Origin of the sequence: Mucilaginibacter sabulilitoris (genome assembly GCF_034262375.1) — a bacterium.
Taxonomy (GTDB): Bacteria; Bacteroidota; Bacteroidia; order Sphingobacteriales; family Sphingobacteriaceae; genus Mucilaginibacter; species Mucilaginibacter sabulilitoris.
In genome coordinates, this window is the sequence record NZ_CP139558.1 from 5,462,301 (window position 1) to 5,487,516 (window position 25,216).

The window sequence follows — 25,216 nt, forward strand, 5'->3', positions numbered from 1 at the left end:
GAGCGTAGAGCCTTTGCCCAAGAGTCTTCGACAGGTTGACAGGCCCTTTCCCGGAAATATTGAAGAAAAGATCAGACTTACGAAGTTTTAAAAGCTTCATAAGTCTGCTTTAAAGAGGTAAAATATCAAACTACTTCCCCCAGGCCTTATTGGGTTTTGGCCCCATAACTAACTCTAATGTTGCTCCTGATGAAATGGCAGTATAATCCAGATAACACCTGTGGTATGGCCTGCCATTAAGCGTAGCGCTTTGTATATAAACATTGGCAGGCGAATTATTTTTTGCTACAATAGTAAACGCTTTGCCTTTGGCATACTTGGGATCAAGATTGATCTTCGTTCTGTTAAACACCGGACTGGTAATTTCGAAACGCATATCGCCCGGGCAAACCTGTGCAATACCACTCGCGGCGAGCACATACCAGGCCGACATCTGCCCTACATCCTCGTTACCTACCAAACCCTCTACTTTATTATGATATGCTCTCTGACAAATAATCCTTGTCCATTTTTGGGTGAGCCATGGGGCACCTAAGCGGTTAAATAAAAACGGAACGTGATGCACAGGCTCATTGGCATGGTTGTAATAGTTGTTCCATAGCAAATTGGATGGTGCTTTTTCAAAGAAGTCGGTTAAGTCGGCAATAGCTTTTTGGTTACCACCTAACAGTTTGGCCAACCCGGGCACATCCTGCGGTACAAACCATCCCTGCTGATAAGGGTTACTCTCTACTGTGCCATAACCTTGCTGTAACCTTCCCTCCGCTGGCCATTTCTCCCATTGGCCATTATCCATTTTAGGGCGAAACCAGCCCTTATCCTTATCGAACACATTTTGATAAGCCAATGCCCTTGCCGAATATTTTGCAGCGTCGTCTGTTTTACCGGTGGCTTTGGCCAATTGGGCAATACACCAGTCAAAATAAGCATATTCAAGGGTGCCAGATATACTGCTGCCACCTGTGCTAAAACCGCGATCTCCGTTGCCATATTTAGCAGCGGTATTTAAGCTGTATTGATAAGCCTTATCAATATCATATCCCTTAATACCTTTTTTATAAGCATCTGCAATAACTGATATAGACGGGTTGCCGATCATGCACCCGCTGTAAGCGTTTAATAGCTCCCAGCGGTCAAAATATTGACTGCCGTTTTCGGTAGCTAAAGTAATTTGTGAATTGATAAGATCATTCACCAAACCAGGATTGATGAGGGTTTGCAGCGGCATCTGGCTTCGGAAAACATCCCAGCCGCTAAATATGGTTCTTTTGGTAAAATGATCTGCCGTGTGTGCTTTCAGATCGCCACCGGGATATTTTCCGTCTACATCCTGAAATGTGCGCGGATCGATCATGGTATGATACAGGGCGGTGTAAAAATTATACTTTTCTTCGGTTGAGCCGCCTGTTACCTGTATTTTGGAGAGCGCCTTGTTCCACAGGCTCCGGGCTTGTTGATGAACCTTGTCAAAATCAAAATCCTTTATTTCAGTTTCCAGGTTATTCCTGGCCCCTTCAATACTGTTGTAGGAGATGCCGGCCTTTAATATTACCTGTTCATTAGCCTTGGTAGCAAAATCGGTATAAAAACCCAAATGCTTGCCTAACTTTTCATTTGTTCCCGGCAATATAGCCGCATGTGCTATGATATTCTGATATTTTGCGCTTTCAATATCCTGCAATTTACGACCCTGCCCTTCTGGTATGTTCGCGCTCCACACGCCATAGTCTTTTAAAGGTTTGTTAAACCGGGCATAAAAGTAAACGGTATAAAAAGATTTTCCATCGCCGTTGCCCCAGCCCCCGCCTTCGGGTGTACATTTTATCCAGCCTTGAATGGTGTGTTCGTCAACTATCTTAACATATTGAGCAACCGATGTGCCGCCAACGCGACGGGCCAGATCTATCTGAATTCTTGAACCGCTGTTTTCCGGAAAGGTAAACCTCATGATACCGCAGTGAGGCGCGGCTGTAAGCTCCGCTTTAATTTTGTTATCAGTAAGATTAACAGAATAATAGCCAGCGGAAGCTTTCTCGCTTTGCTTGTCATAATAAGAACGATAGCCGTCATGATCTCCTTCTTTGCCCGCGCTGGTTTGCAATGTACCGGCAGTTGGCATCACTAAAAAATTACCCAGATCTCCATACCAGCCCACACCACTCATTTGGTTTAATGCAAAGCCCTCAATGGTTTTGTGCTCATAGCTATAACCAGACCCATTATCACCTCCGGTTATCGTATTGGGGCTCACCTGCACCATTCCAAAGGGCACCGCAGCACCCGGAAAAGTTTTACCAAGACCAGCCGGATTACCCGCCAAATGCATATTGGTACTGGCGCCAATAAACGGGTTCACATAATCAGCTAATTGCTTTTGTTGTGCAAATACGTTTGCACCGGCAAATAAGCTTATACTGATGAAGGTGATTTTAAGAATAGTACTATTTCTGAGCATTGTTGATCTTCTAAAATTACTAAATCGATTTACTGGATAAATATATAAATGTTTAGGGTATTCGCCAACAGATAAATATCCCTTAACCACACCAACAAACATAGATTAAAATATGATATTGAATAGATTATTTATGGAAATAATAGGAAATTTATTATTTAAAATTACCGCTTCTATTTCCGTACAATAAGTACGTCAATTTTTTTACAATGGCTACAGGTTTAGTTTGCTTGTTTAACAGCCGTTCCCCAGGTGTAGATCCGTTTAATACCGGGATTTTTTTTCAGGTTGGCCACCGTCTGACCGGTAATTTTGGTTTCATTTAAATTAACCGCCTGCAGGTGTTTTAACGAAAGCAGATCGGCGCTCACACCATCAGTAACCGGATTTTTTTCGATCCGCAATTTCTCAAGGTTAGTAAATGACCGCAGTATAGCCAAGTCTTTATCCGTAAAATTATTACCCGATAGGTTGAGCCAGATAATGTTTTTTGCCAAAGGCATTAGGTCGGCCTGTATATCGGCCATTTTAATACCAGAATTTGCAGGAAGCGTAACATCAAGCATTATCGGTTTCTTCAGCATCATCCTAACCATAAGCCCTTTTGTTCGCAGGCGGTTCACCAGCATAGTATCAGCCTGTAAAGGAATATCCGGATTAATAGCCTGTATAAAACCCTTCTCACCTTCTTCCCCTCCAGCATCGTTATTAAAACCCAGGTAGGCACCAATTTTAGATTTAATACTGTCGGAATTTTTGAGCTGCGCTATGGTTTTACCTTGAACGGCGTTGGCCTGCGCTATCCACCATTTAATAATCAGTACTTCGGTTTTGGTAAGGGGCGGTTTGCCATCGGCCGGCATAAAATCCTTATGCTCTGGGTCGAGCGTAATACGCTTATACAATTCGCTTTCACTGAGTTTACCGGCAACAACAGCCGGTCCGTTCTTGCCGCCCTTTAATAAGGTTTGTAAACTCTCTACCGATAGATTTCCTTTTTGCTTGCCCCCCTGGTGGCATTGCGCGCATTTTCTTTGCAGTATAGGCGCCACCACATCTTCATAGATCATTGCGCTTTCAATGCTGGCCGGCTTATCGCGTACTTCCTGCATCAGGGTGCGCATGGTCAGATAGTCGCTGCCGTGGGTAAGGCTCGCACCCTGGTGGCCGCTGTAGCTCATCAGGCCGATTAAACCCACAAGCAATACCGAAAACAATTTACCGGGGATACGAACCTCCTTTTGAACCTTATCCGTAGATATAAAATACAGCAGCCCTGAAATGGCCGCCAGCATAATACCCGAAAACTTATGCTGGGTTAAGGTAGCCGGGTCATAATCACCCGAGAGCGATAGAATATAACCAAATATACAGGCCAAAATTGCCGATATAAAGCCTATGAGCAAGGTTACAGATACGGCAGGCTTCAAATTTTCGTACTTTTTAAAGTAGGATAAAATATTAAAAACTGCCGCCAATAAAATAAAACCAATAGGCAGATGTACAATAAGCGGGTGCAAATGGCCCGAAAATTCAGTTATATTCCCTAATATCATACACGCGTTAACTTTACCGGGGCCGTGTGGTAAGCATTCCACTGGCATACGTACACATTTTTATCTTCATCTACACAAACATCATGGCCATGCTGAAAAATTGGATTGGAGGCCTGTAATGTTTGCTGCAACACACCGTTTTTATAAACAGGAGCAGCGCCGCCCGGATTCGATACTACTTTGTTGTCGGCATCCAATACAGTTACAAATCCCGAATAATCAAAGCGTTTGCCCTCTGCATTTTTTGACCAGCAAACACCGGCGTAGATATTTGAATCATTAATTACCGCACGGCATACATACATACCCGGCATGTCAATTTTTTTAATGAATTTGCCATCAAGCGTAAATATCTTGAAACAGTTTTCTTCGCGCGAGGTACAGATCAGCGTAGGGTTATTTTTGTCGCGGGTATCAACCGATACGCCGTGCGCATTAACCAGGTTATGGTCTTTATTAGCGTTATGGTGACCACCAAAATGGCGGATGTATTGGCCTTTACTATTATACTGGATAATATAGTCAGATCCATAACCATCGGCTACGTAAATATCGCCATTGGGCGCTACCGCGGTTTCGGTTGGTTTAAACGGCTCATCGTCTTTGTAGATCCCTATAGTACGAGGGTGACCTATAGCGAATATCAATTTACCATCGAGCGTGGTTTTTAATACCTGGCCCGACTGACCATAATTGGCGCCTGTTCTGTCTAAAGCCCAGCCGCAATCGGTTAGCAACAAAAAGTCTTCGCCGCCCTCTTTACTGATTGATAATCCGTGGCCACCAGGCAACGAAGTCCCCCAGTAATCCAGCAATTTGCCCGATTTATCGAAGATGAGGATATTGTTATTGGTGTGGTCGCCCAACATTATGAGGCGGCCTTTACTGTCCTGTACCATTTCGTGGCAATTGGCCAGCGGGTTGCTGTTCACGCTTATTTTTGCCCAGTTTTTATCGGCTTTGTAGGTAAAGCCGCCTTGGCCTATTGTTTGATCATCTGACTTCATATCTTTATGTAATATTGCAAAACTTTTAGCGGGTGCAGTTGCCACCAATGCTGATGCAATGGCAGAATTTTTTATAAAATTTCTTCTCGATTTTTCCATGGTTTATAATATGTTAAATTGTTCGGACATAAAGGAAATGAATCGGGAGTTAAGAACCAAGAGAATAATAAAAAAAGTGTGATTTAAGTGCATTTAATTATCGTTTATGCTGATTCTTATATCCGGTTTTTCTCACTCTTATCTAAGATAATATATCTTTCACAACTTTTCCTTCAACATCTGTAAGCCTGAACCGCCTGCCCTGAAATTTATAGGTAAATCGCTCATGATCAATACCCATCAGGTACATCAGCGTTGCCTGAAAATCATGTACGTGCACCGGATCTTTAACAATATTGTAGCTAAAATCATCCGTTTCGCCATAGCTTAAACCCGGTTTTACGCCTGCGCCGGCCATCCACATGGTAAAACAACGCGGATGGTGATCGCGCCCATAATCATTAGCGGTAAGTTTCCCCTGCGAATAAACGGTACGGCCAAATTCGCCGCCCCATATTACCAGGGTATCTTCCAGTAGCCCCCTCCTTTTCAAGTCTTTTATTAAAGCGGCAGTAGCCTGGTCGGTAGCCTTACATTGGGTGGCAATGGCCGATGGCAAACTGGTATGCTGATCCCATCCCTGGTGATATAGCTGCACAAACTTCACATCTTTTTCGAGCAGCTTACGCGCCAGCAGGCAATTAGCAGCATAAGTGCCTGAATCGCGGCTATCCGGCCCGTACATTTCAAAAACTTCATCAGGTTCATCGGCAGTGCTCATAACCTCGGGTACGGATGTTTGCATGCGGTAAGCCATTTCATATTGTGATATGCGCGCTTCTACTTCCGGATCGCCGTATGCTTGGTTTTGCAGCTGGTTAAGTTTTGAGAGATAGTCGAGCATTTCTTTCCTGTCCTTGCCATCGTAGCCATCGGGATTGTTCAAATACAATACCGGGTCTTTCCCGGCCCTGAACTGTACACCCTGGTGTTTTGATGGCAAAAAGCCGTTACCCCAAAGCCTGGCATAAAGCGGCTGATCCTTTTGTCCGTTTTTGGAAACCAGTACAATAAATGTAGGCAGGTTTTGATTATCAGAGCCTAAACCATAGCTTATCCAGGAGCCTATTGATGGCCTGCCCGGGAGCTGGTTACCGGTCTGGAAAAAAGTAATAGCCGGGTCGTGATTAATAGCTTCGGAATGCATGGATTTGATAATGCACAAATCATCAACCACCTGGGCGGTATGCGGCATCAATTCGCTCATCCAGGTTTGGCTTTGGCCATGCTGGCTGAATTTATAGTAGGAAGGCACCATAGGCAGCGCGCTTTGATTGGCGCTCATGCCGGTAAGCCGCTGCCCTTTGCGTACCGAGTCGGGCAGGTTTTGGCCAAACATGGTAGTCAGTTTTGGCTTATAATCAAACAACTCAAACTGCGATGGCCCCCCGCTCTGAAACAGGTACACCACTCTTTTGGCCTTTGGCGCAAAATGAGGTATGGCCCGCAGAATATCGGCTTCCAGATCGCCCTGAGTAGCAGTGGCAGCGCCTTTTGGCGAATTACCGAAAAGACTATTGCCAAACAATGATCCTACAGCCAGAGCACCCAGACCAAGCGAGGTTTTGGTTAAAAACTGACGCCTGTCGAGCTTTTTATTAAGTTCGTTAAATTCAGGCGTGTGCAGCCTGAACTCTTCATCATGGTGAAAATCTGACATCCTTTTTATCTTTTAGTTAATGATGCATCGGAGTTTAATATGGCGTTGGCTATAACCGTATTGGCGGCTATTAAAGCACCATCTATCTTTTTATCAACTTTATATTGCCCAGTATTAAGCCAGCCTTTTTCCTTTTCGGGGTGCTGCCTGAATTTTTTGAGCTCCACCTGTTGCAGGGTAAGCAGCAGATCAACCTCTTTTGGCAGCGGCTTACGGCCGGTTAACTTACGATACGTATTTGTAATGGCGGCACGGCTGTCATTTGACCGGCTTATTTGCTCGCCCATAACCTTGGATGCCTCAACAAATGTAGGATCGTTAAGCGTTACCAATGCTTGTAAAGGTGTATTGGTTGGCTGCCTGCGCATAATGCAATAGCTTCGCGATGGCGCATCAAATGTAGCCAGCGTTGGGTTAGGCACAGATCGTTTAACTACTACGTATAAACTGCGCCGATAAACAGCCTTGCCGGTATCTGGGGTGTAGGTGGTATTGTTTATTTCCCATAATCCCTCGGGCTGGTATGGCTTTACACTTTTACCCCCTATTTGGGTATTTAATAACCCACTGGCCATTAAGGCGTTATCACGTATCATTTCGGCCGTCATGCGGTAAGCGGGGCCGTGTGACAGAAAACGATTTTCGGCATCTTTTTCAACTGCTTCTTTACTTCCGCGTGAATCTTGCCGGTAGGTGGCCGACATTACAATGAGTTTATTTATTGCCTTTACATTCCAACCCGATTCTACGAACTGAACCGCCAGCCAATCCAGCAATTCCGGGTGACTTGGCATTTCGCCCTGGTTGCCAAAATCTTCGGATGTTTTTACTATACCCGTACCAAAAAAGTTTTGCCATATTCGGTTCACCGCTACCCTTGCTGCCAGCGGGTTATTGGGATTAATTACCCACTGGGCCAACCCTAACCTGTTTTTGGGGGCGTTTTTAGGAAATGGCAATATAGCTTCCGGAGTGTTCGGAAAAACCTGTTCACCCGGCATATCGTAATTACCCCTTTTTAACAGGAATGACTTTTTAGGTTTGGGCATTTCCTGCATTACCATTAACTCGTCGATATTTTCTGTCGAATCAGCCAGGATAGTGCGAAGCGCCTTTAACTTTTGTTCTTCGGCTAGCATACCTGGGTCAACCGCGGTTAAGTAGTAAGCTTTAAGCGAGTTGGTTTCATCGGCAGATAACGATGCCTGATCTTTAGCAGCAATGGCAGCCCAGCTTGCTTTTTGTGCCAGTGTTTTAACTTCAAACGGTGTTAACGTACGGTTGTAAACTGCTATGTCATCGGCCTTACCATCTTTAAAACCACGCCCGCGCCACCAGCCGCCAATTTGCAGCCCCGGCTGCGCGCCACCGCCAACAAACAAAATATCTTTGGTGAGCTGATCCATGGTAGTTTCCATCTTCATCTCGATGCCGTTCAGATACAATCTGAAACCTGCCGCCTTTGATGATCCATCGTATGTTGCTGTAAGCTGGATCCATTGATCGCGCGGCACATCGTCAATGCTAACTTTAGTAATAGCATTCGACGGTCCTGTATGCGCCATGTTCAATTCCAGTTTATTGTTTTTAAGGTACAGGTGATATCCTCTAAAATTGTATAAGCGCTCGGCACTGCTTTTATGAAAAATAACCCCTTCGGTAAGTTGTTTAGGAATATTAACCCATATACCCACACTAAAAGGTTCGGATCTGCGGAACACCCCTACCTTATTCAGATCGAGCCAGGTATCACCATTAAGTACTATGGCTTTGCCATTGTCCCTGTTTTCAAATACCGGTTTATCGCCCGGTAACCCGCTTTCGCGTTTCATAACACCCGCATCTTTACCGCTTACATTGCTGACCAGGTTACCCTTATCAAATGTGTAGTAAGCCTGTAGGCCATTGGCAGGCACTTTATCGGCGGCCAGTTTTTTGTAGCCTCCGGTATTCAGCCAGCTTTCAAAACCGGCTGCGGCTTTGCTTTGTACGAGGGAAATATTATGCTGCTCCTGCATTATGTTGTTGTTTATAAACGCCAGTATTTTTTCTTTTTGCTTAGTGGGCAGCATCAGGGTTGGTGTTGGCAAGGCATCGTCCCATGAAATTTGGCCGGCTTCTTTTACGTTGTTAAAAAAGCTGTAAAGCTGATAGTAGTTTTTTTGCGATATCGGGTCGAACTTATGGTCGTGGCATTTAGCGCAACCAACCGACATGCCCAGCATAGCGGTGCCAAAAGTATTGGTACGGTCAATTACATATTCGGTTTGAAACTCCTCTTCTACTATACCACCCTCCATATTTTGGGGGTGATTACGGTTAAAAGCGGTAGCAATGATCATGTCACGCGTAGGGTGCGGCATCAGATCACCAGCCAGCTGCCACTGGATAAATTTATCATACGGAAAATTGCTGTTAAACGCCTTGATCACCCAATCCCTGTAGGGCGACATATCCCTTAACCTGTCAACCGTATATCCGTGCGAATCGGCATAGCGGGCAACGTCAAGCCAGTCAACCGCCATCTTTTCGCCATAATGCGGAGATTTAAGCAGACGGTCTACCTGTTTTTCATAAGCATTGGGCGAGTTATCTTTTAAATAGTTGTCTATTTCCTGTAACGTCGGCGGCAGACCTGTTAAATCTAAAGAAAGGCGGCGCAGCAGCAATTCCTTATCGGCCTGTTTGGATGGTTGTAGCTTTTTTTGCTCCAGCTTGGCCAGTACAAAATTGTCTATCGGGTTATTTACCGTCCAGTCTTTATGGTCAACCTCAGGCACATCGGGTTTTACAGGTTTCACAAAGGCCCAGTGTGGTTTATATTTGGCCCCATCTTTTATCCATTTGATCAGGATTGCCTTTTCGGTAGCTGTAAGGGTATGATGCGATTCGGGCGAAGGCATCATGTATTTTGGATCGGACGACAGGATACGGTGAAAAAACTCGCTTCCTTCCAGGTTTCCGGGATCAATGGCCACCTTACCTTTATCTTCGGGTAGCTCAGCATAAGCAAATTTGGCTATATCCAGCCTTAAGCCAGCCTTTTGTTTGGCTTTATCAGGGCCGTGACATGCAAAGCATTTATCAGAAAGAATAGGCTTGACGTCCACATTATAATCCAGTGATTTGGGCAGCACATCATAAGCCTCCTTAACATCAGGCGGTAACGTGACCGATGAAGTATAAAAATACATACCCGCAGCCAGCACCAATATGGCACCCATAAATATAAAAAGAAGCCTTCGCATGAAGAGAAATTTATACGGTTTATAATTTTATAAATTTACAGGGTGTAAGTGAGTAAAAATTTCACAAACACAACTTAAGTTTACACAAATCCGACTTTATTTCATAAACAGATACCATTTTTTTTAAATTGCACATATCGTATTGATATGAACAGAAGCATTTTAAAGTCGACATTTTCCCTGCTGAATACCGATCATGTTCAGTTGAACAAAAACTGGAATTATAAAAATGTTACCAGTACTTTTTACCGGCTCTATTACATTGACGGCGGTGAGGGAAAGTTATATAACACTACAGACGAGTTAAGACTGGAAGAGGGTTATTTATACCTGATACCGAGCTTTACTACCTGTAATTATTATTGCGATAATTATTTAAGCCAGTATTATGTTACATTTTCAGAAGAGTCGGCCGATGGGTCATCGTTATTTTCGTCAAACCGGAAACTTTTTAAAATAAAAGCTGCTGAAGCAGATATTATCTGCTTTGAAAAGGTATTGCAATTAAACCCCAATCGCAGCCTGTTACACGTTTCTTATAACCCTGCGGTTTATGAGAAACGGCCTGTATTAAAAACTTTTACCGAGCTGAATGAGTTTATGCACGTATCGGCCTATGTAGAAACCTATGGTATTTTGCTGCAGCTGATTTCCCGGTTCCTGAAACCCGAACATTTTTTTGTGGAAGACAACAGCGTTATCCACTCTAAGATATCAGACGCTATTAACTATATACAAACTAATCTGCAATCGGTCATTACCGTTGCAGATCTCGCCAAGCGGGCCAATCACAATCCGGATTATTTTTCGAGGCTATTTTATGAAAATACCGGCGAACGGCCGCTAACCTATATACAATCCAAACGAATAGAGCGTGCGCAGTTGCTGTTAACTACTACCAATATGCCCTTTTATGAAATAGCTACGGAAACAGGTTTTGAAAATTTATCTTATTTTTCACGGATATTTAAAAATATAACAGGGCAAACCCCCAGTTCATACAAAAAGCACAGTCTTGTTATTTAGCAGGCCGTCAAAATTGAATTAGGTCAATTAAAATATTAGTTTTAAATTGTTAGCTTTTAAATAATGCCCATTGCGGGCGTTAACAACCATATATGAGTTTAGAACCTTTTATCGCGTTTTTTTTGGTTACCCAATACAGGAGAACTTTAAAACTGCATGACATCAACAACAGTCAGTGGAACCAATACGTGCAATATGCATTTTGGGCATCCATAGCTTTTATATGCCTGATGTTTGCATCAAGTGACCATTGGCTATTTGCTATATTTAGTCACCTTTTTACGTTTCTTTTATTAGCGGTACCTTATACTTTTGACGAATTTAAAACCAACCGGCCGCTGGTAACATCAGTGCTTCCCTATGTTGTCATTTCACTGTTTTCTACCATTGTTCAAAAGCTTTTTCTTAATTTTTATAACGATTATAACGAGTTTTTTGAAAGTGCCAAATGGTTTGCCATATTATGGTTTTGCGCCATGTGGTTTATTAACCGCAGACAAAACAAGGCGCTGGAACTCGAACGTAAGAGGCGGCGGGACGAGGAAGAGCAAAACCGCATGATGGCCGCCATGAAGGTAAATCTTGAAGGCGAAGTAAAACAACGCACTGCAGAGCTTACCAAACAAAAGGAGGAATTACAGCAGGCCCTGTCCGAACTTAAAAGCACACAGGCACAGCTGGTGCAGCAGGAAAAAATGGCGTCGCTGGGTGAGCTCACCGCCGGCATAGCGCATGAAATTCAAAATCCGTTGAACTTTGTAAACAACTTTAGCGAGGTAAGTATTGAATTACTTGATGAATTAAAAGAGGGTGTGTTTAAGCATCTTCCCGATGACGATAAAGAGGATGCGGATGATATTATTAATGACCTTACTCAAAACCTGGCCAAAATAAACCAGCATGGCAAACGTGCCGATGCTATTGTAAAAGGCATGCTCCAGCATTCAAGGGCAACTACCAGTAAAAAAGAGCCTACCGACATCAATGCCCTGGCCGATGAGTATCTTCGTTTAAGCTATCACGGGCTGCGGGCTAAGGATAAATCATTCAACGCCGGCATGAAAACCAGCTTTGACCCAAACATTGGAATGATTGAAGCCATGGCCCAGGATCTGGGCAGGGTATTATTAAACCTTTATAATAACTCATTTTACTCGGTTGCCGAAAAGAAAAGACTCATTGGCGAAGGATATGAGCCAACAGTAAGCGTAACTACCAAACATATCACACCTCCATCTGGCGGCAACGCGGTTGAAATTACGGTAAGTGATAACGGGATGGGCATTCCGCAAAAGGTGCTGGATAAAATTTACCAGCCCTTTTTTACCACCAAGCCTACTGGCCAGGGAACCGGTTTGGGCCTGTCTATGAGTTATGATATTATAACCAAAGCACATAATGGTGAATTGAAGGTAGAAACTACCGAAGGGGAGTTTGCACGCTTTACTATTACTATCCCAACTGCGGGTAAATAAAAAAACGAATACAAAACTTAACTTTGGGGGCATTAATAATATATGAAAATACTGGTTGTTGACGATGAGGTGGACGTACAACCTCTGTTTATGCAACGCTTCAGGAAAGAGATAAAGAGTGGCGAAATAGTATTTAACTTTGCGCTATCGGGCGAAGAAGCTATGACCTACCTGGAAAAGAACCATTCTGAAGTGATACTTATTTTATCGGACATTAACATGCCGGGCATGAGCGGGCTGGAGCTGCTAAAAAACATAAGGCATACTTATGAAAAACCGCCTCCGGTTGTAATGATGATAACAGCCTACGGCGATGACGAAAACTACAGACAATCGATGGAATTGGGCGCTGATGATTTTTTGACCAAGCCCCTTGATTTTCATAACTTAAAGGAAAAACTAAAACATATAGAACAATAATGGCCAAAATACTGGTGGTTGATGACGAATCTGATCTGGAATTGCTGATTAAACAGAAGTTCAGGAGAAAGATACGCGAAAAAGTGTATGATTTTGTATTTGCTCAAAATGGGCTTGAAGCTTTAAAAAAACTGGCCGAAGAGCCTGATATTGATGTGGTTTTAAGCGACATCAACATGCCCGAAATGGATGGCCTCACCCTGCTCACCAAACTGCCCGAGGCTAACCCCATACTAAAGGCAGTTATGGTATCGGCCTATGGCGATATGGATAATATACGCACGGCCATGAACCGCGGTGCTTTTGATTTTGTATGCAAGCCCGTAAATTTTGATGACCTTGATGTCACCATCGAAAAAACGTTATCACACGTTATTGAGCTTAAAAAAACCTTACAGGCCATCAAGGAAAATAACATACTGCGCATGTATGTTGATGAAAATGTTTTAAACTTCATGACGCATAAAGAGTTTGAAACAAGCCTGTTATCAAACGAAACGGTTGAAGCTACCGTTTTATTTGTTGATATATGCGGTTTCACGGCCATATCTGAACATATACCTGCCAATACGGTTGTTGGTATCATCAACAAACTTTTTGATATGATGGTGCACGAGATCATAGCGCAAAACGGGCATATTGACAAGTTTATGGGCGATGCCATCATGGCGGTTTTCAGGGGTGAATATCACCTTGACCGTGCTATTGACGCGGCGTTGGCTGTGCGGGAAAAAATACATACTGCCGATGCTATTGTATATGGTCAAAAATCATTCAAACCCGAAGTATCCATAGGCATTAATTCTGGCGAAATGATATCGGGTAACATTGGTTCAACCTCATTAAAACGGTTAGATTATACAGTAATTGGCGACGCCGTAAACCTTGCGCAACGTTTACAATCTGTGGCACACGCCAACCAGATCATTGTTACCGGAGAGGTTTACGAAAAGGCAAAAGAATCGTTTGAACTGAATAAAATTGGCGAAGTAAGCCTTAAAAATAAAGCAAAACCGGTGGAGATATATGAGGTGGTTTCTTAATGGCATAAAGTAATTAGTATCAGGTATAAAGATTAATTCTCAGTCTTCTATCATAGCTTCTATCCATCATCAAACAACAAAGTTTTAATAAAAGAAATTTGACAAAAGAAGAAAAAAATTCGATCTGTACCTTACAGTTCTCAGGTTTTTGGCATTTAGCATAACCCCCAATTTAAGGCGTATTTATCTTGATGTGGATTTAGATTCACACAAAATGTATTTAACGGCTTACTATTCATACAATCCTTCTGAATTGGAGTCGGAGTTACTAGATGATATTGAAACTAATAGTCAGGCACATATTCCAGACTTCTTAATTTACACAGAGGTCAAGTTAGGCAATGATTATGGTGAAAATAAAAAGCACGATTTTGTTGTGTTTGCAATTTATGAAGAGAGCTGATGAAATATTCTAAAGCGTTATTCATGTCTCAAAATAAATCTTGATACCTGATACTAACTACTTAATATTAAACTAAAACTCAATGTTCCCTCACCCTTTTCTTTAACACCCCACCGGCTGCCTCTTTAATGCTGTTGGTGAATACAAACGCTTTAGGATCTATGCTGTGTACCAGGTTTTTTAACCGGCGTACCTCTAAACGGGTTATCACGGTAAAAATAATATCAACGGGATGGCTCACATCAAAACTTTCTTTCAGGAAACCACGCTCGCCTTTGTATATCGTGATGCCACGGCCCATTTCCATTACTAATTTTTCCTTTATGACCTCGCTTTGGGCCGATATGATATTTACAGCAGTATATTCTTCCAAACCGTCAATTACAAAGCTTATGGTACGTGATGCTGTATAATAGGTTAAAATAGAATACAAGGCTGTAGGCAACCCAAGTTCAAAGGCAGCGATCAGGAAAATAATAATGTTAATACCTAAAATAATTTCGCTGATGGTAAAGCTGCTGCGTTTAAGGGTATAAAGCGCCATGATCTCGATACCGTCAAGCGCACAACCTCCGCGTATGGAAAGCCCGACACCAAGACCCATAAAAACCCCTCCAAATATCGAAACCAATAATTTATCCGAAGTAATAACCGGGTATGGTACATATAATAAACAAATTCCCAGTGCTATAACGCATGCAAAGGTTTTTAAGGCAAACACCTTATTAACCTGATATATGCCCATAACTATAAACGGAATATTAGCTATTATAATAACAAAGGCAATATTGATATGATACAGTTCATGAATAAGCAGTGATATACCGGTAACACCGCCATCAAAAAAACTATTAGGCACTAAAAAACCTTTAAGTGCAAAACCGCAAAATAAAATCCCGGCTATTACAGTTAATACATCCTTAATTATTGCAGGTAAACTGTGTTCCGTTTTTGTCATGAATTATATTTTTAAAATTCTTTTTTAATGATTTCTTCTAAATGTTCCTGTTTAAGAGCGCTGCGCAATTCAATAACCGTTTTGGTGAAATAATGATGGCCCTGAAAAAAAGCAATCTGTATTTTATTCCACTCCCCTTCTGTTTTTAAACCATCGGTAATTACAAGTTCCGAAAATAGCTTTTTACTGAGTACAAAAAAATCATTCCGGCCTAAATAATCCAAATCGGAATCACAAATAATTTGCCCTAAATAGTTATGCGGATCCTGGGGCAATTTGGTAGCCATAATAATATCACATATCTGTTCAATATCATCACCGGTGTAATCAAAGCCGGGCAAATGCAAACGGGCTATTTCGCACGACCGTAGTTCATGATCTGTTTTACCACCATATAAAAACCCCGAATCATGAAACAACGCGGCTGTAAGCAATAGTTTTGTTTCATATTCTCCTACCCTTTCGTTATTAGCTATCAACCCGGCTGCATTATATACATCAATGGCATGCATAGCGTTATGATAGTAAAAATGCTCCGGCAGCTCTTTGTCTAATTTGTCCAGTATAAATTCCCTGGCCTGTTCTATCTGCATCAGTATTAAAATAGGTTGCTAATATAATAAATTGCAATACGGAAGATGTACGTGATATGTTTCTGGGATAAACAAAATACAAGCCGCTCCTTATCCCTGTATACAAGTAAACAATTATATTAGCCAAATGAATAGCTGGTTTAAAAGTTACAAGGGTATTATACTGCTAATGGGAGGCATTATAGCAGGCAGTATAGCCGGGTTATTTTTAGGCGATAAGGTGGCGTTGATAAAACCCATCGGGGATATTTTCCTTAACCTGCTGTTCACGGCCGTTGTTCCGCTGGTTTTCTTCGCCATAGCATCGGCCATTGCCGGACTCGATGGTTCCAAAAGGCTGGGCAAATTATTGGGTGTTACCTCACTTGTATTTGTATCAACCGTATTGGTGGCGGCCATTTTAACCATCATAGCGGCCTGGATATTTCCTATACACCAGCACCTGGTAGCCAGCCCCATAACCGAAGCTATAGTTAAAAAACCCTTCGGCGATCAGCTTACACAACTATTTACCACCGGCGAGTTTTATGAATTACTTTCGCGTAAAAGCATGCTGGCGGCAATCATTTTTTCGATACTGATAGGTTTTGCCACTTTACAATCAGGGGAAAAAGGCGCGCCCTTTGCCCGTTTTTTACAGAGCGGTAACGAAGTGTTTAAAAACATATTTATCCTGATCATGAAACTGGGGCCGATAGGCTTGGGCGCGTACTTTGCTTACCAGGTAGGTGTGTTCGGTCCGCAATTGTTTGGCGGTTATGCCCGTTCCATGGCATTGTATTATGGCCTGGGCGCGTTTTATTTTGTGGTAATATTTAGTTTATACGCTTTTATAGCCGGCGGTATTACCGGTATAAAAAGATACTGGCGCAACAACATTATACCATCGGCAACGGCTGTAGGTACCTGCAGCAGCATTGCTACTATACCCGCCAACCTTGATGCTGCTAAAAAAATCGGCATCCCCGATATTATTGCCGATGTAACCATTCCGCTTGGCGGTACACTGCATAAGGATGGCTCCAGCATATCCTCTATTGTTAAAATGGTGGTGGTATTTGCCTTGTTTGGTAAAAGCTTTAATAGTGCCGATACCATTGCGCTGGCACTGGGCATGACTGTTCTGGTAAGCCTTGTAGAGGGCGGCATACCCAATGGCGGTTACATAGGCGAGTTGCTGTTTATATCGGCCTACGGCTTTCCGCCCGAGGCCCTCCCTCCTGCAATGATCATAGGCACACTCGTTGATCCCATGGCTACCCTTTTAAACGCCACAGGCGACACCGTTGCCGCCATGCTGGTGACGCGCTTTATGGAAGGTAAAAACTGGCTCAAAAGCAACGAAACCGTCTCTGAAGACAAGCCTGAGATTTAATACTTCAAATAATTATATTTGTTAAGCGGGCACCTTATCATCCTGTTTAACAAATCATGCTGCATATTTTATACATTATAGCTATTACCGCCGAAGCCATGACAGCTGCCCTGTCGGCCGGCCGCCGGGATATGGATTGGGTGGGTGTTTGTATCATTGCCTGGGTCACTGCGCTGGGCGGCGGTACCGTGCGCAATATTTTGTTTAACCATTACCCTATGAGCTGGGTGGAGCACCCGGAGTATTTACTAATCACTGCGGGTGCGGCTATCCTGGCGGCAATTATTGCATCGATAATGACTAAACTAAAAAAGCTGTTCCTCTATCTGGATGCTTTAGGTCTGGTAGTATTTACCATTATAGGTTGTCAGATAGCACAGCAAATAAATCTGCCTGTATTTATTATTATGCTAAGCGGCATGATCACCGGCTGCGCGGGCGGCGTACTGCGCGATGTATTGTGTAATGATGTACCCCTATTATTTCATAAAGAGATATATGCCAGCGCATCTATAGTTACCGGGGCAGTTTACCTGGGCATTGAATATTTAGGCGCAAGCTCTGGGATTGCCATTATTGTGGCCTGTGTTATTGGTTTGGCCTTACGTTTATTATCCATTCGGTATAAATGGCAAATGCCCAAATTTGTTTACCACGAAGAATGGCATTAAACAAAAAACGGCCGCCCTTAAGGCAGCCGTTTTTTACACTAATTATTAATAATTACCAACCGGTATTTTGGGTCAGTTTGGTATTGGTATTTCTTTCACGCTGCGGAACCGGCCACAGGTAATATTGTGCTTTCATAGTAACTCCCTGCTCATTTGGAGTTGAAGTAGCAGGACCAAATGTGTTGTTTTTCACATCATAAATCTGGTGGGTACGCTGAATATCAAAATAAGCCTTATTCTCATAGGCAAGCTCATGATAACGCTCTTTCCATATTGCAATGCGAAACTGATCTTTTGATAATCCAGCCAAAGGTTTCAGATTAGCACGTGTACGTATCTGGTTCACAGCATCATAAGCATCGGCGGTTGGGCCATTTACTTCGTTCGAAGCTTCAGCATAGGTCAGCATGGCCTCGGGTAAACGTAACAGCGTCCAGTTCTCATCGCATTTGCCGCTGTTAGCAGTACCCGATACAGAACTTTCAACCTGGAAGTATTTATACAAACAGTGCTCCCCAAAGTTAATCGTGTCTGCTGGGTTATTGGCGTTGGGATACTTGGAAAAATAAAATTGTTTCTCTTCGGTACGCTTATCGCCGGCTTCATAGCTTTTAAAGAAATCATCTGTAGGTATCATTGCACCTAAGTGATCGCCATATGCCCCCACCTGAAGATTAAACGGAACAGTTAACTGAGTTATAGCGTTTGTGGCTACCCCAACCAGGTACTGACTCTGGAATATCAGTTCGCCCTGATTTTTGTGCGGGTTATCATGCAGGTAAGCGTAATTATCAAACAGGGTGTATAATGGCAATACCTGTTTAGCTTCCGCAGCTGCCTTAGCGTAGTTTTCGGTTTTTTGTAACGGATAACCGGCCATAGTAAGATAAACACTTGAAAGCAGGGTATGAACCGCGCCCATTGACGTCCTTCCGGTTTGATCGGTATTTGGCAAACCTGATTGTTCTGCTGCGAGCAGGTCATTTACAACCTGGTCATAAACCTGTGCCTGTGGGGTACGCTCTGGATATAAAAGCGGACTTTTCAAATCAACCGGAGCAGTTAGCAAAGGCACATCGCCATATAACCTCACCAGGTGATAGTAATAAAACGCCCTCAAAAAATAAACCTCTCCAAGTAATGATTTTTTAACAGCTGCGTCCATGTTTATAGCAGGGATACGCGCCAAAGCCAGATTACACTCTTCGATAGCGGTGTAGCAGCTTTTCCAAACCGTTTCAAAACCAGGGTTGGTTGGATCGGTATTCTGGTTAATTACTTTTTTGTTATTGGTACTTTGTCCCAGCGTGGTAGTATGCCCGGCAAAAAGTTCTAAGGTGATAAATGGAGCTTCACCATAAGCATCGCCATTTTGGAAAAAGTAAAGGCCATAGTTGATGTTATTAATATAACCACCATAAATTCCGTTTACAAAAGTGCGGGCCTGGTTGGCAGAAGTAAAGTAATTGTCTTGTGTAAAATTGCTCCGGCTATCTTCTTCAAGATACTTTTTGCAACTGCTTACACTTGTTATTATGGCCAGCATCAGGATACCGGTACTATATTTTTTAAAATTAAATTTCATGATCTACGATTTAAAGTATCTAATTAAAAACTTGCATTTAAACCAAGTAAAAATATTCTTGGCTTAGGATAATCATAAAACTGTATGCCTTGGGTAAAGTTGCTGTTTGTTTGTGCCCCATTGACCATACCAGCATTATAGGTTGAGGTTTCAGGATCATATCCTGTATATTTTGTGATCAGGAACAAATTTTGAGCCTGCGCGTAAATCCTTAAGCGGCTTAACTTTATTTTATGAGTTATTGATTCGGGGAATGTATAACCAAGGGTAACGTTTCTGCCACGGATGAAATTGCCGCTTTCAACTTTTGTAGAGTATATTTCTGTTGAATAATATACGTAAGCTGGCCTGTCTTCGGCTATACTGGTATTCTGATTGGTTGGCGTCCATGCATTCAGTACAGTAGCATAACTGTTGGCCTGGCCTGTACGGTCCTGACCTGAGTGACGGGTTAGGTTCATGATCTGGTTACCATAGTTAAACTGAAGCTCAACCCCTAAATCAATGTTTTTGTATTTAAAGGTGTTGGTAAATGTACCATAGCCCGAAGGAGTTGATTTACCGAGAATTTGTTTGTCGTCAACAGTAACCTTTCCATCGCCATTTGTATCCTGAATTTTCAAGTCGCCTGGCAGCATGTTATACTTGGCAGCTTCGGCTGCTTCAGCAGTTCCCCATGTACCTAATACTTTGTAGCCATAAAAAACACTGGCCGGCTGGCCAACACGTAACAAGTTAAATTGCGACAGGAAAGTTGGATCAAGGAATATATCGTCATTGGCATCACCTAAATGCAGAATTTTATTTTTCAGGAACGATATATTGAAGCCTGTATTCCAGCTAAAGTTCTCTGTTTTGATGTTAACTGTATTAAGGGATAGTTCGATACCCTCATTTTGCAAGCTACCAATGTTTTTATATACGCTTGAGAAACCGCTTGACTCAGGCAGTGGTGCATTAAGTAAAAGCGCTTTGGTTTTTTTGATATAAGCGTCCGCGTCTAAAGTAATGCGGTTGTCAAACAATCCGAATGCAACACCAAAGTTGTATTCGGATGTTTTTTCCCACTGCAGATCAGGGTTACCCGGGCTGCCGATATCAATTACAGTAGCCGAATTACGGTTGCCACCAAACGGATAGCTACCTATTGGTAAAAGTGCCTGTGACCTATACTGACCAATTTCAGAGTTACCGGTTAAACCATAGCTAAACCTTAATTTCAAGTCAGAAATAGTTTTGTTGTCTTTCAGGAAATCTTCTTGAGATACACGCCAGGCTAAAGCCGCTGATGGAAAGAAACCATATTTTGAACCTGCACCAAAACGTGATGAACCATCTTCACGACCGGTAACGGTTAACAAATACTTATCTTTATAACCATAATTTACACGGGCAAAAAATGATTGCATTTGCCATGCATAATAAAATGATGACGGTGTTCCGGGAAGCGCGCCTGCACCAAGGTTATTAAATTGGAAATAATCGTCGGCTAAGTTAGATGTTGATGAACCAACGTTTAACTCATTGAAATTTTGACGCTCAGTACCTAATACCACATTCAATGAATGTATCTTATTGAATGTTTTATTATAGGTAAAGTGGTTTTCCCATTGCCAGAAAGTATCATTACGCTCATTAATAGAAGCAGAGCTATTACTTTGATCAGCTGTGGCACCACCTACCAAACCGCTTGCAAATTTCGGATCATAGTTTGCAGATGTAGTTACACCGAGTGTACTGCGAAATTCAAGGCCCGGTGCAAGGTTTAAATTTAAATAACCGTTACCACTGAATACGCGTGTTCTGTATAGGTTATGTACTTCATTTGCCTGCGCAACCGGGTTATCACCGCCTTCCATGTTTGGATAGTCGGTTCTTTTTCCGTAAGTACCGTCAGGGTATTTAATAGGTACAATCGGGATCATTTCAATTAACATACGGGGAATATTGTTACCCCCGGTTCCATCATCGGCAGAACGGCGCTCTGAATTGTTATAGTTAAATGTAGCACCAACTTTTAACCACGGTTTTACCTGGTGATCAATAGTTAAACGCGCGTTATAGCGTTTCTGATAGCTGTTTAATATAATACCTTCATCATCGGCGTAGTTCAGGAATAATCCGTAAGTAAGGTTATCACTGCCGCCTGTAAATGTTACGTTATGGTTTTGGCTATACGCGGTACGTGTAGTAGCTTTTTGCCAGTCAACGTCATATAACGGTTTCAGGTTAGAATCGAACAGTTTACCAATTAAAGCGGTACGAATCTTTACCGGATTATCGTCGGTATATTTACCGGCTGCCCAACCTGTTGGGTCGTATTTTTTGATGTTGTTATAAGAAACATCTTCTACGTGTAAAAACTGTTCTGAATTTAATACCGGTAGTTCTTTAGCCATATTGCTTATACTTCCGTAAGCATCATAACTAACACTGCCGCCTTTTTTACCACGTTTGGTAGTTACCAAAATTACACCGTTTGCACCACGTGTACCGTAAATAGCTGTTGATGATGCATCTTTCAGTACGTCGATAGTTTCGATATCGTTAGGGTTAAGAGAGGCGCCGCCTTCTGTCCAAACAACACCATCAACCACATATAAAGGGTCTGTCGCAGCATTGATAGAGCTGTAACCGCGTATACGGATTTTGGTTGCACCACCTGGTGCGCCAGAGTTGGTTGATACGTTAACACCGGCAATTTTTCCGGCAAGTTCCTGCTCTACGTTAATGGCAGGCCTGTCTTGCAATTGTTTAGCGTTAACACTACCAACCGAGCCGGTTAAATCAACACGTTTTTGTGTACCGTAACCTACCACAACAACCTCATTTAAGGCTTTGGGTGTTTCAACCAGGGTTACGTCAAGCTGTGCCTTATTGCCAATAGCCACCTCCTGGGTATTGTAACCAATAAAACTGAACACAAGCGTTCCGTTACCATCGGGCGCATTCAGGGTATATTTACCATTTACATCCGTAACGGTACCCAGGTTGGTGCCTTTTATTTTAACGCTTACGCCAGGTAGCGGGCCTTTGGCATCGCTTACCGTGCCTTGTACCTTAATTGCCGCAACCGGTATTTCGGGCGCGTCTTTCTTTTTTACTACAATAGTTTGATCAAATATTTTGTATGCTAAAGGCTGGTCTTTAAAGCATTGTTCAAGTGCCTGTTCGAGTGAAGCATTTGATACTTCAACATTTACACCTGCGGCTTTTGATACATCCTTTTTGTCATACAAAAAGTGAAAACCAGTTTGTTTTTCAATTGACCTCAGTACTTTTTCAACGGTAGTATTCTTTTCATGTAGGGTTACTATTTGACTGTAACTTTTTGCGCTGACATTAGTAAGGGCAGCAATTATAATAATAGCTGTTAGCTTCATAGCCAGTATTATTTTTGATAATTGAGGCCATGCCAAAGGCGTGGCCTTAGAATTAAAATTCATAAGTTTGTAGAGTTTGGGTTAAACATTAACTTTCAATTCGTCGATTGCATTTTTTTGGGACCCAGATATTTAGCCGGGAAAGTGCAGCGAACACTTCCCGGTTTTTTTATGCTCCGTATTTTTGTTGCCGGCATGTATGATATACATGATAAAAGCGACAGAATAAAGGCAGCGGGGTCCGGCCCTGGGCTAACTTATTTTTTGTATTTCTTCCATCATAGAGTTGTTTAAATTGAACAATTGGTGATTTATTGGTATGTATAATTTATTCATATTGCAAACTGTGTTATTCCATTATGGTGATGTGCTTATCCTCTATCCTGAAGTTAACGCCTGCATACTTAAGCATGCCCAGCAATTCAGATGCTTTTACGTTGCGCGATATGCGGCCCGTAAACTCCCTTACAGGTATCTGTCCCTCGTAACTTACTTCCACATCGTACCAACGGGCTGCCTGGCGCATGATTGACTGTATGCTGGCATCTGTAAACTGAAACAAACCATCTTTCCAGGCCACCGAATCTTCGGCATCGGCATCATCAATTATCCTTATTTGGCCGCTTTGGTTAAGCGATGCCTGCTGACCAGGTTTTAAAATACTGGAGTAATTGTTATTACTGATCTTAACAGCCCCTTCAAGCAGGGTGGTTTTCATTACCGCCTCATCATTATAGGCCATCATGTTAAAATGGGTGCCTAATACTTCAACCACGGTACGGTGCGCTTTTACCCTAAAGGGTTTAGCAGGGTTTTTAGCCACCTCAAAATAAGCTTCTCCGGTAATTTCAACTTCCCGTGTATTACCTGTAAATACCGCCGGAAAGCTAAGCGTTGAGGCCGAATTGAGCCAAACCTTACTACCGTCGTTTAATACCAACTGGTATTGCCCCCCACGTGGAGTGGTAATAGTATTCATAACAGGCACACTATTATCCGTGCCGTTTTGGCCGTCCTCATACACCAGCTGCCCGTCGCGTGTTTTATTTATCCGGGTGCTGCCTTCTTTTGCCAAAACACCGTTTTTGGCATCGTCAAGATAAATCGTTTTACCATTTGCTAATGTTAATAAAGCGCGATTACCTCCGGGCAATACATCATGTACGGGCTCTACCTTGGTTATGTTTTTTTTAGGATCACGCTCCTTTTCTGTATTTACCAAAACGTAGGCCCCAAAACCCACAAAAAGTAAAAAAGCGGCGGCAGCACCAAGCTTTATCCAAAGCTTATTGTTATCCGGAGGCTTTATTTTGTATATATTATCTTCCTGTTTATTGTTTTCAATAATGCTGTTAAGCATATCCATGCTTTTTGCGGGGTCAAAAAGCGGTTCATTTATTTCAAGGTTGTTCCAGGCTTCATGAATAAGCCCTGTTAGTTCCGTATCATCTGCTGATGCATGAATGATCTGAAAAAGCTCGTCCCTCTCCTGCTCTGTAGCCGTTTGATTATAATAACTATTGAAAAGATAACGTAACCTTGCATTCAATGCACTCATACCCTGTAAGTGTTTGTCTAAGTAAATAATTGGTAATGCGGTTTTAGGGCAACCTCAGATACATGACAACTACAGGTATAAAAAAGGGGGTATCACTTTTTAAAAAAAATGAAAAAAGTTTTTAGTGTTATCGTTAAAAGCGCAATAACTTCCAGATGCTCATGCACGTACTGGGTTATGGACGTAGTGGCAATTTGCAGATATTTTTTTACCGTTTCGCGCGATAGCTCCAGCTGGTCGGCTATCTCGGCATATTTAAGTCGGCCGTGCCGGCTCAATAAATAAACCTTTTGCTGCTGCGGCGGCAACTGGTCAATAGCCTCATCAAGCAGGTTGTAGTACATATCGGTATCAGCGGTCTCGGTTATGCTATTACCTTCAAGGTCATCCTCAAACGTTTTAACCATAACACGTTCTTTTGCCAGTTTTTTTAAGCAGTTTAAAGCGTGGTTTTTAGAAATAACAAACAAATAAGCTTTAAAGTTATCAACCCCAACCAGTGTTTCACGTGTCAGCCATATTTTTACAAAAACATCCTGCACTACCTCTTCAGCCAGTTCGGTTGAGTCTGTTATGCGTAACATATGAACCCCCAATTGCTGGTGGTATAACATAAACAACTGGCGAAAAGCATGCTCATTGCCCAACGCCACCTGTAACAGTAGTTCGCTCTCATTTAACTGAGCAGTATCAAACATAGA

The 25,216-nt window shown here is 42.5% G+C and carries 18 protein-coding genes; 7 read left to right on the plus strand and 11 right to left on the minus strand.

The window, feature by feature from the left end; translation table 11 throughout:
• Positions 1 to 130 precede the first annotated feature (130 nt).
• The 5 genes from SNE25_RS23390 to SNE25_RS23410 all read right to left on the minus strand — a co-directional run bounded on the left by SNE25_RS23390 (position 131) and on the right by SNE25_RS23410 (position 10,025).
• Positions 131 to 2,455 carry a GH92 family glycosyl hydrolase gene (locus SNE25_RS23390; protein WP_321561433.1) on the minus strand — a complete coding sequence of 775 codons (2,325 nt, stop codon included), beginning with the start codon at positions 2,453 to 2,455 and terminating at the stop codon, positions 131 to 133.
• A gap of 221 nt (positions 2,456 to 2,676) precedes the next feature.
• A complete protein-coding gene (locus SNE25_RS23395; protein WP_321561434.1) occupies positions 2,677 to 4,059 on the minus strand; it encodes a c-type cytochrome domain-containing protein in 1,383 nt (460 codons plus the stop codon).
• Complete coding sequence (locus tag SNE25_RS23400) at positions 4,008 to 5,117, minus strand: twin-arginine translocation signal domain-containing protein (protein WP_321561435.1); 1,110 nt, start codon at positions 5,115 to 5,117, stop codon at positions 4,008 to 4,010. The genes SNE25_RS23395 and SNE25_RS23400 overlap by 52 nt, the downstream gene beginning before the upstream one ends.
• 142 nt (positions 5,118 to 5,259) lie before the next feature.
• Complete coding sequence (locus SNE25_RS23405) at positions 5,260 to 6,777, minus strand: DUF1501 domain-containing protein (protein ID WP_321561436.1); 1,518 nt, start codon at positions 6,775 to 6,777, stop codon at positions 5,260 to 5,262.
• A gap of 5 nt (positions 6,778 to 6,782) precedes the next feature.
• The gene (locus tag SNE25_RS23410) at positions 6,783 to 10,025 is read right to left on the minus strand and encodes a DUF1553 domain-containing protein (RefSeq protein ID WP_321561437.1); all 3,243 of its coding nucleotides are present in this window, start codon (positions 10,023 to 10,025) and stop codon (positions 6,783 to 6,785) included.
• 147 nt (positions 10,026 to 10,172) lie between these two features.
• Here SNE25_RS23410 and SNE25_RS23415 point away from each other — a divergent pair, with 147 nt between their 5' ends.
• The 5 genes from SNE25_RS23415 to SNE25_RS23435 all read left to right on the plus strand — a co-directional run bounded on the left by SNE25_RS23415 (position 10,173) and on the right by SNE25_RS23435 (position 14,392).
• A complete protein-coding gene (locus SNE25_RS23415) occupies positions 10,173 to 11,051 on the plus strand; it encodes a helix-turn-helix transcriptional regulator (RefSeq protein ID WP_321561438.1) in 879 nt (292 codons plus the stop codon).
• A 92-nt stretch (positions 11,052 to 11,143) separates the two neighbouring features.
• Positions 11,144 to 12,526 (plus strand): sensor histidine kinase, encoded by a 1,383-nt coding sequence (locus tag SNE25_RS23420; RefSeq protein ID WP_321561439.1) that lies wholly within the window; start codon positions 11,144 to 11,146, stop codon positions 12,524 to 12,526.
• Positions 12,527 to 12,568: 42 nt separating this feature from the next.
• The gene (locus tag SNE25_RS23425) at positions 12,569 to 12,946 is read left to right on the plus strand and encodes a response regulator (RefSeq protein WP_321561440.1); all 378 of its coding nucleotides are present in this window, start codon (positions 12,569 to 12,571) and stop codon (positions 12,944 to 12,946) included.
• Complete coding sequence (locus SNE25_RS23430) at positions 12,946 to 13,989, plus strand: adenylate/guanylate cyclase domain-containing protein (RefSeq protein WP_321561441.1); 1,044 nt, start codon at positions 12,946 to 12,948, stop codon at positions 13,987 to 13,989. The genes SNE25_RS23425 and SNE25_RS23430 overlap by 1 nt, the downstream gene beginning before the upstream one ends.
• Positions 13,990 to 14,182: 193 nt before the next feature.
• Complete coding sequence (locus tag SNE25_RS23435) at positions 14,183 to 14,392, plus strand: hypothetical protein (RefSeq protein ID WP_321561442.1); 210 nt, start codon at positions 14,183 to 14,185, stop codon at positions 14,390 to 14,392.
• 79 nt (positions 14,393 to 14,471) lie between these two features.
• Here SNE25_RS23435 and SNE25_RS23440 read toward each other — a convergent pair whose 3' ends face one another.
• On the minus strand, positions 14,472 to 15,350 hold the full coding sequence (locus SNE25_RS23440) for a YitT family protein (RefSeq protein WP_321561443.1): 879 nt from the start codon (positions 15,348 to 15,350) through the stop codon (positions 14,472 to 14,474).
• An 11-nt stretch (positions 15,351 to 15,361) separates the two neighbouring features.
• On the minus strand, positions 15,362 to 15,943 hold the full coding sequence (locus SNE25_RS23445; protein ID WP_321561444.1) for an HD domain-containing protein: 582 nt from the start codon (positions 15,941 to 15,943) through the stop codon (positions 15,362 to 15,364).
• Between the two features lie 127 nt (positions 15,944 to 16,070).
• Between SNE25_RS23445 and SNE25_RS23450 the strand changes: the two genes are divergently transcribed.
• On the plus strand, positions 16,071 to 17,318 hold the full coding sequence (locus tag SNE25_RS23450) for a dicarboxylate/amino acid:cation symporter (protein WP_321561445.1): 1,248 nt from the start codon (positions 16,071 to 16,073) through the stop codon (positions 17,316 to 17,318).
• 56 nt (positions 17,319 to 17,374) lie between these two features.
• Positions 17,375 to 17,989, plus strand: coding sequence for a trimeric intracellular cation channel family protein (locus SNE25_RS23455; protein WP_321561446.1), 615 nt, complete (start codon positions 17,375 to 17,377; stop codon positions 17,987 to 17,989).
• Positions 17,990 to 18,041: 52 nt separating this feature from the next.
• On the opposite strand, the gene SNE25_RS23460 is transcribed toward SNE25_RS23455, so the two are convergent.
• The 4 genes from SNE25_RS23460 to SNE25_RS23475 all read right to left on the minus strand — a co-directional run bounded on the left by SNE25_RS23460 (position 18,042) and on the right by SNE25_RS23475 (position 25,213).
• Positions 18,042 to 19,574, minus strand: coding sequence for a RagB/SusD family nutrient uptake outer membrane protein (locus SNE25_RS23460; protein ID WP_321561447.1), 1,533 nt, complete (start codon positions 19,572 to 19,574; stop codon positions 18,042 to 18,044).
• A gap of 23 nt (positions 19,575 to 19,597) precedes the next feature.
• Positions 19,598 to 23,020, minus strand: coding sequence for a TonB-dependent receptor (locus SNE25_RS23465; protein WP_321561448.1), 3,423 nt, complete (start codon positions 23,018 to 23,020; stop codon positions 19,598 to 19,600).
• A 286-nt stretch (positions 23,021 to 23,306) separates the two neighbouring features.
• Positions 23,307 to 24,515 (minus strand): FecR family protein, encoded by a 1,209-nt coding sequence (locus SNE25_RS23470; RefSeq protein WP_321561449.1) that lies wholly within the window; start codon positions 24,513 to 24,515, stop codon positions 23,307 to 23,309.
• A gap of 92 nt (positions 24,516 to 24,607) precedes the next feature.
• A complete protein-coding gene (locus tag SNE25_RS23475) occupies positions 24,608 to 25,213 on the minus strand; it encodes an RNA polymerase sigma factor (RefSeq protein ID WP_321561450.1) in 606 nt (201 codons plus the stop codon).
• Between the last annotated feature and the right edge of the window lie 3 nt (positions 25,214 to 25,216).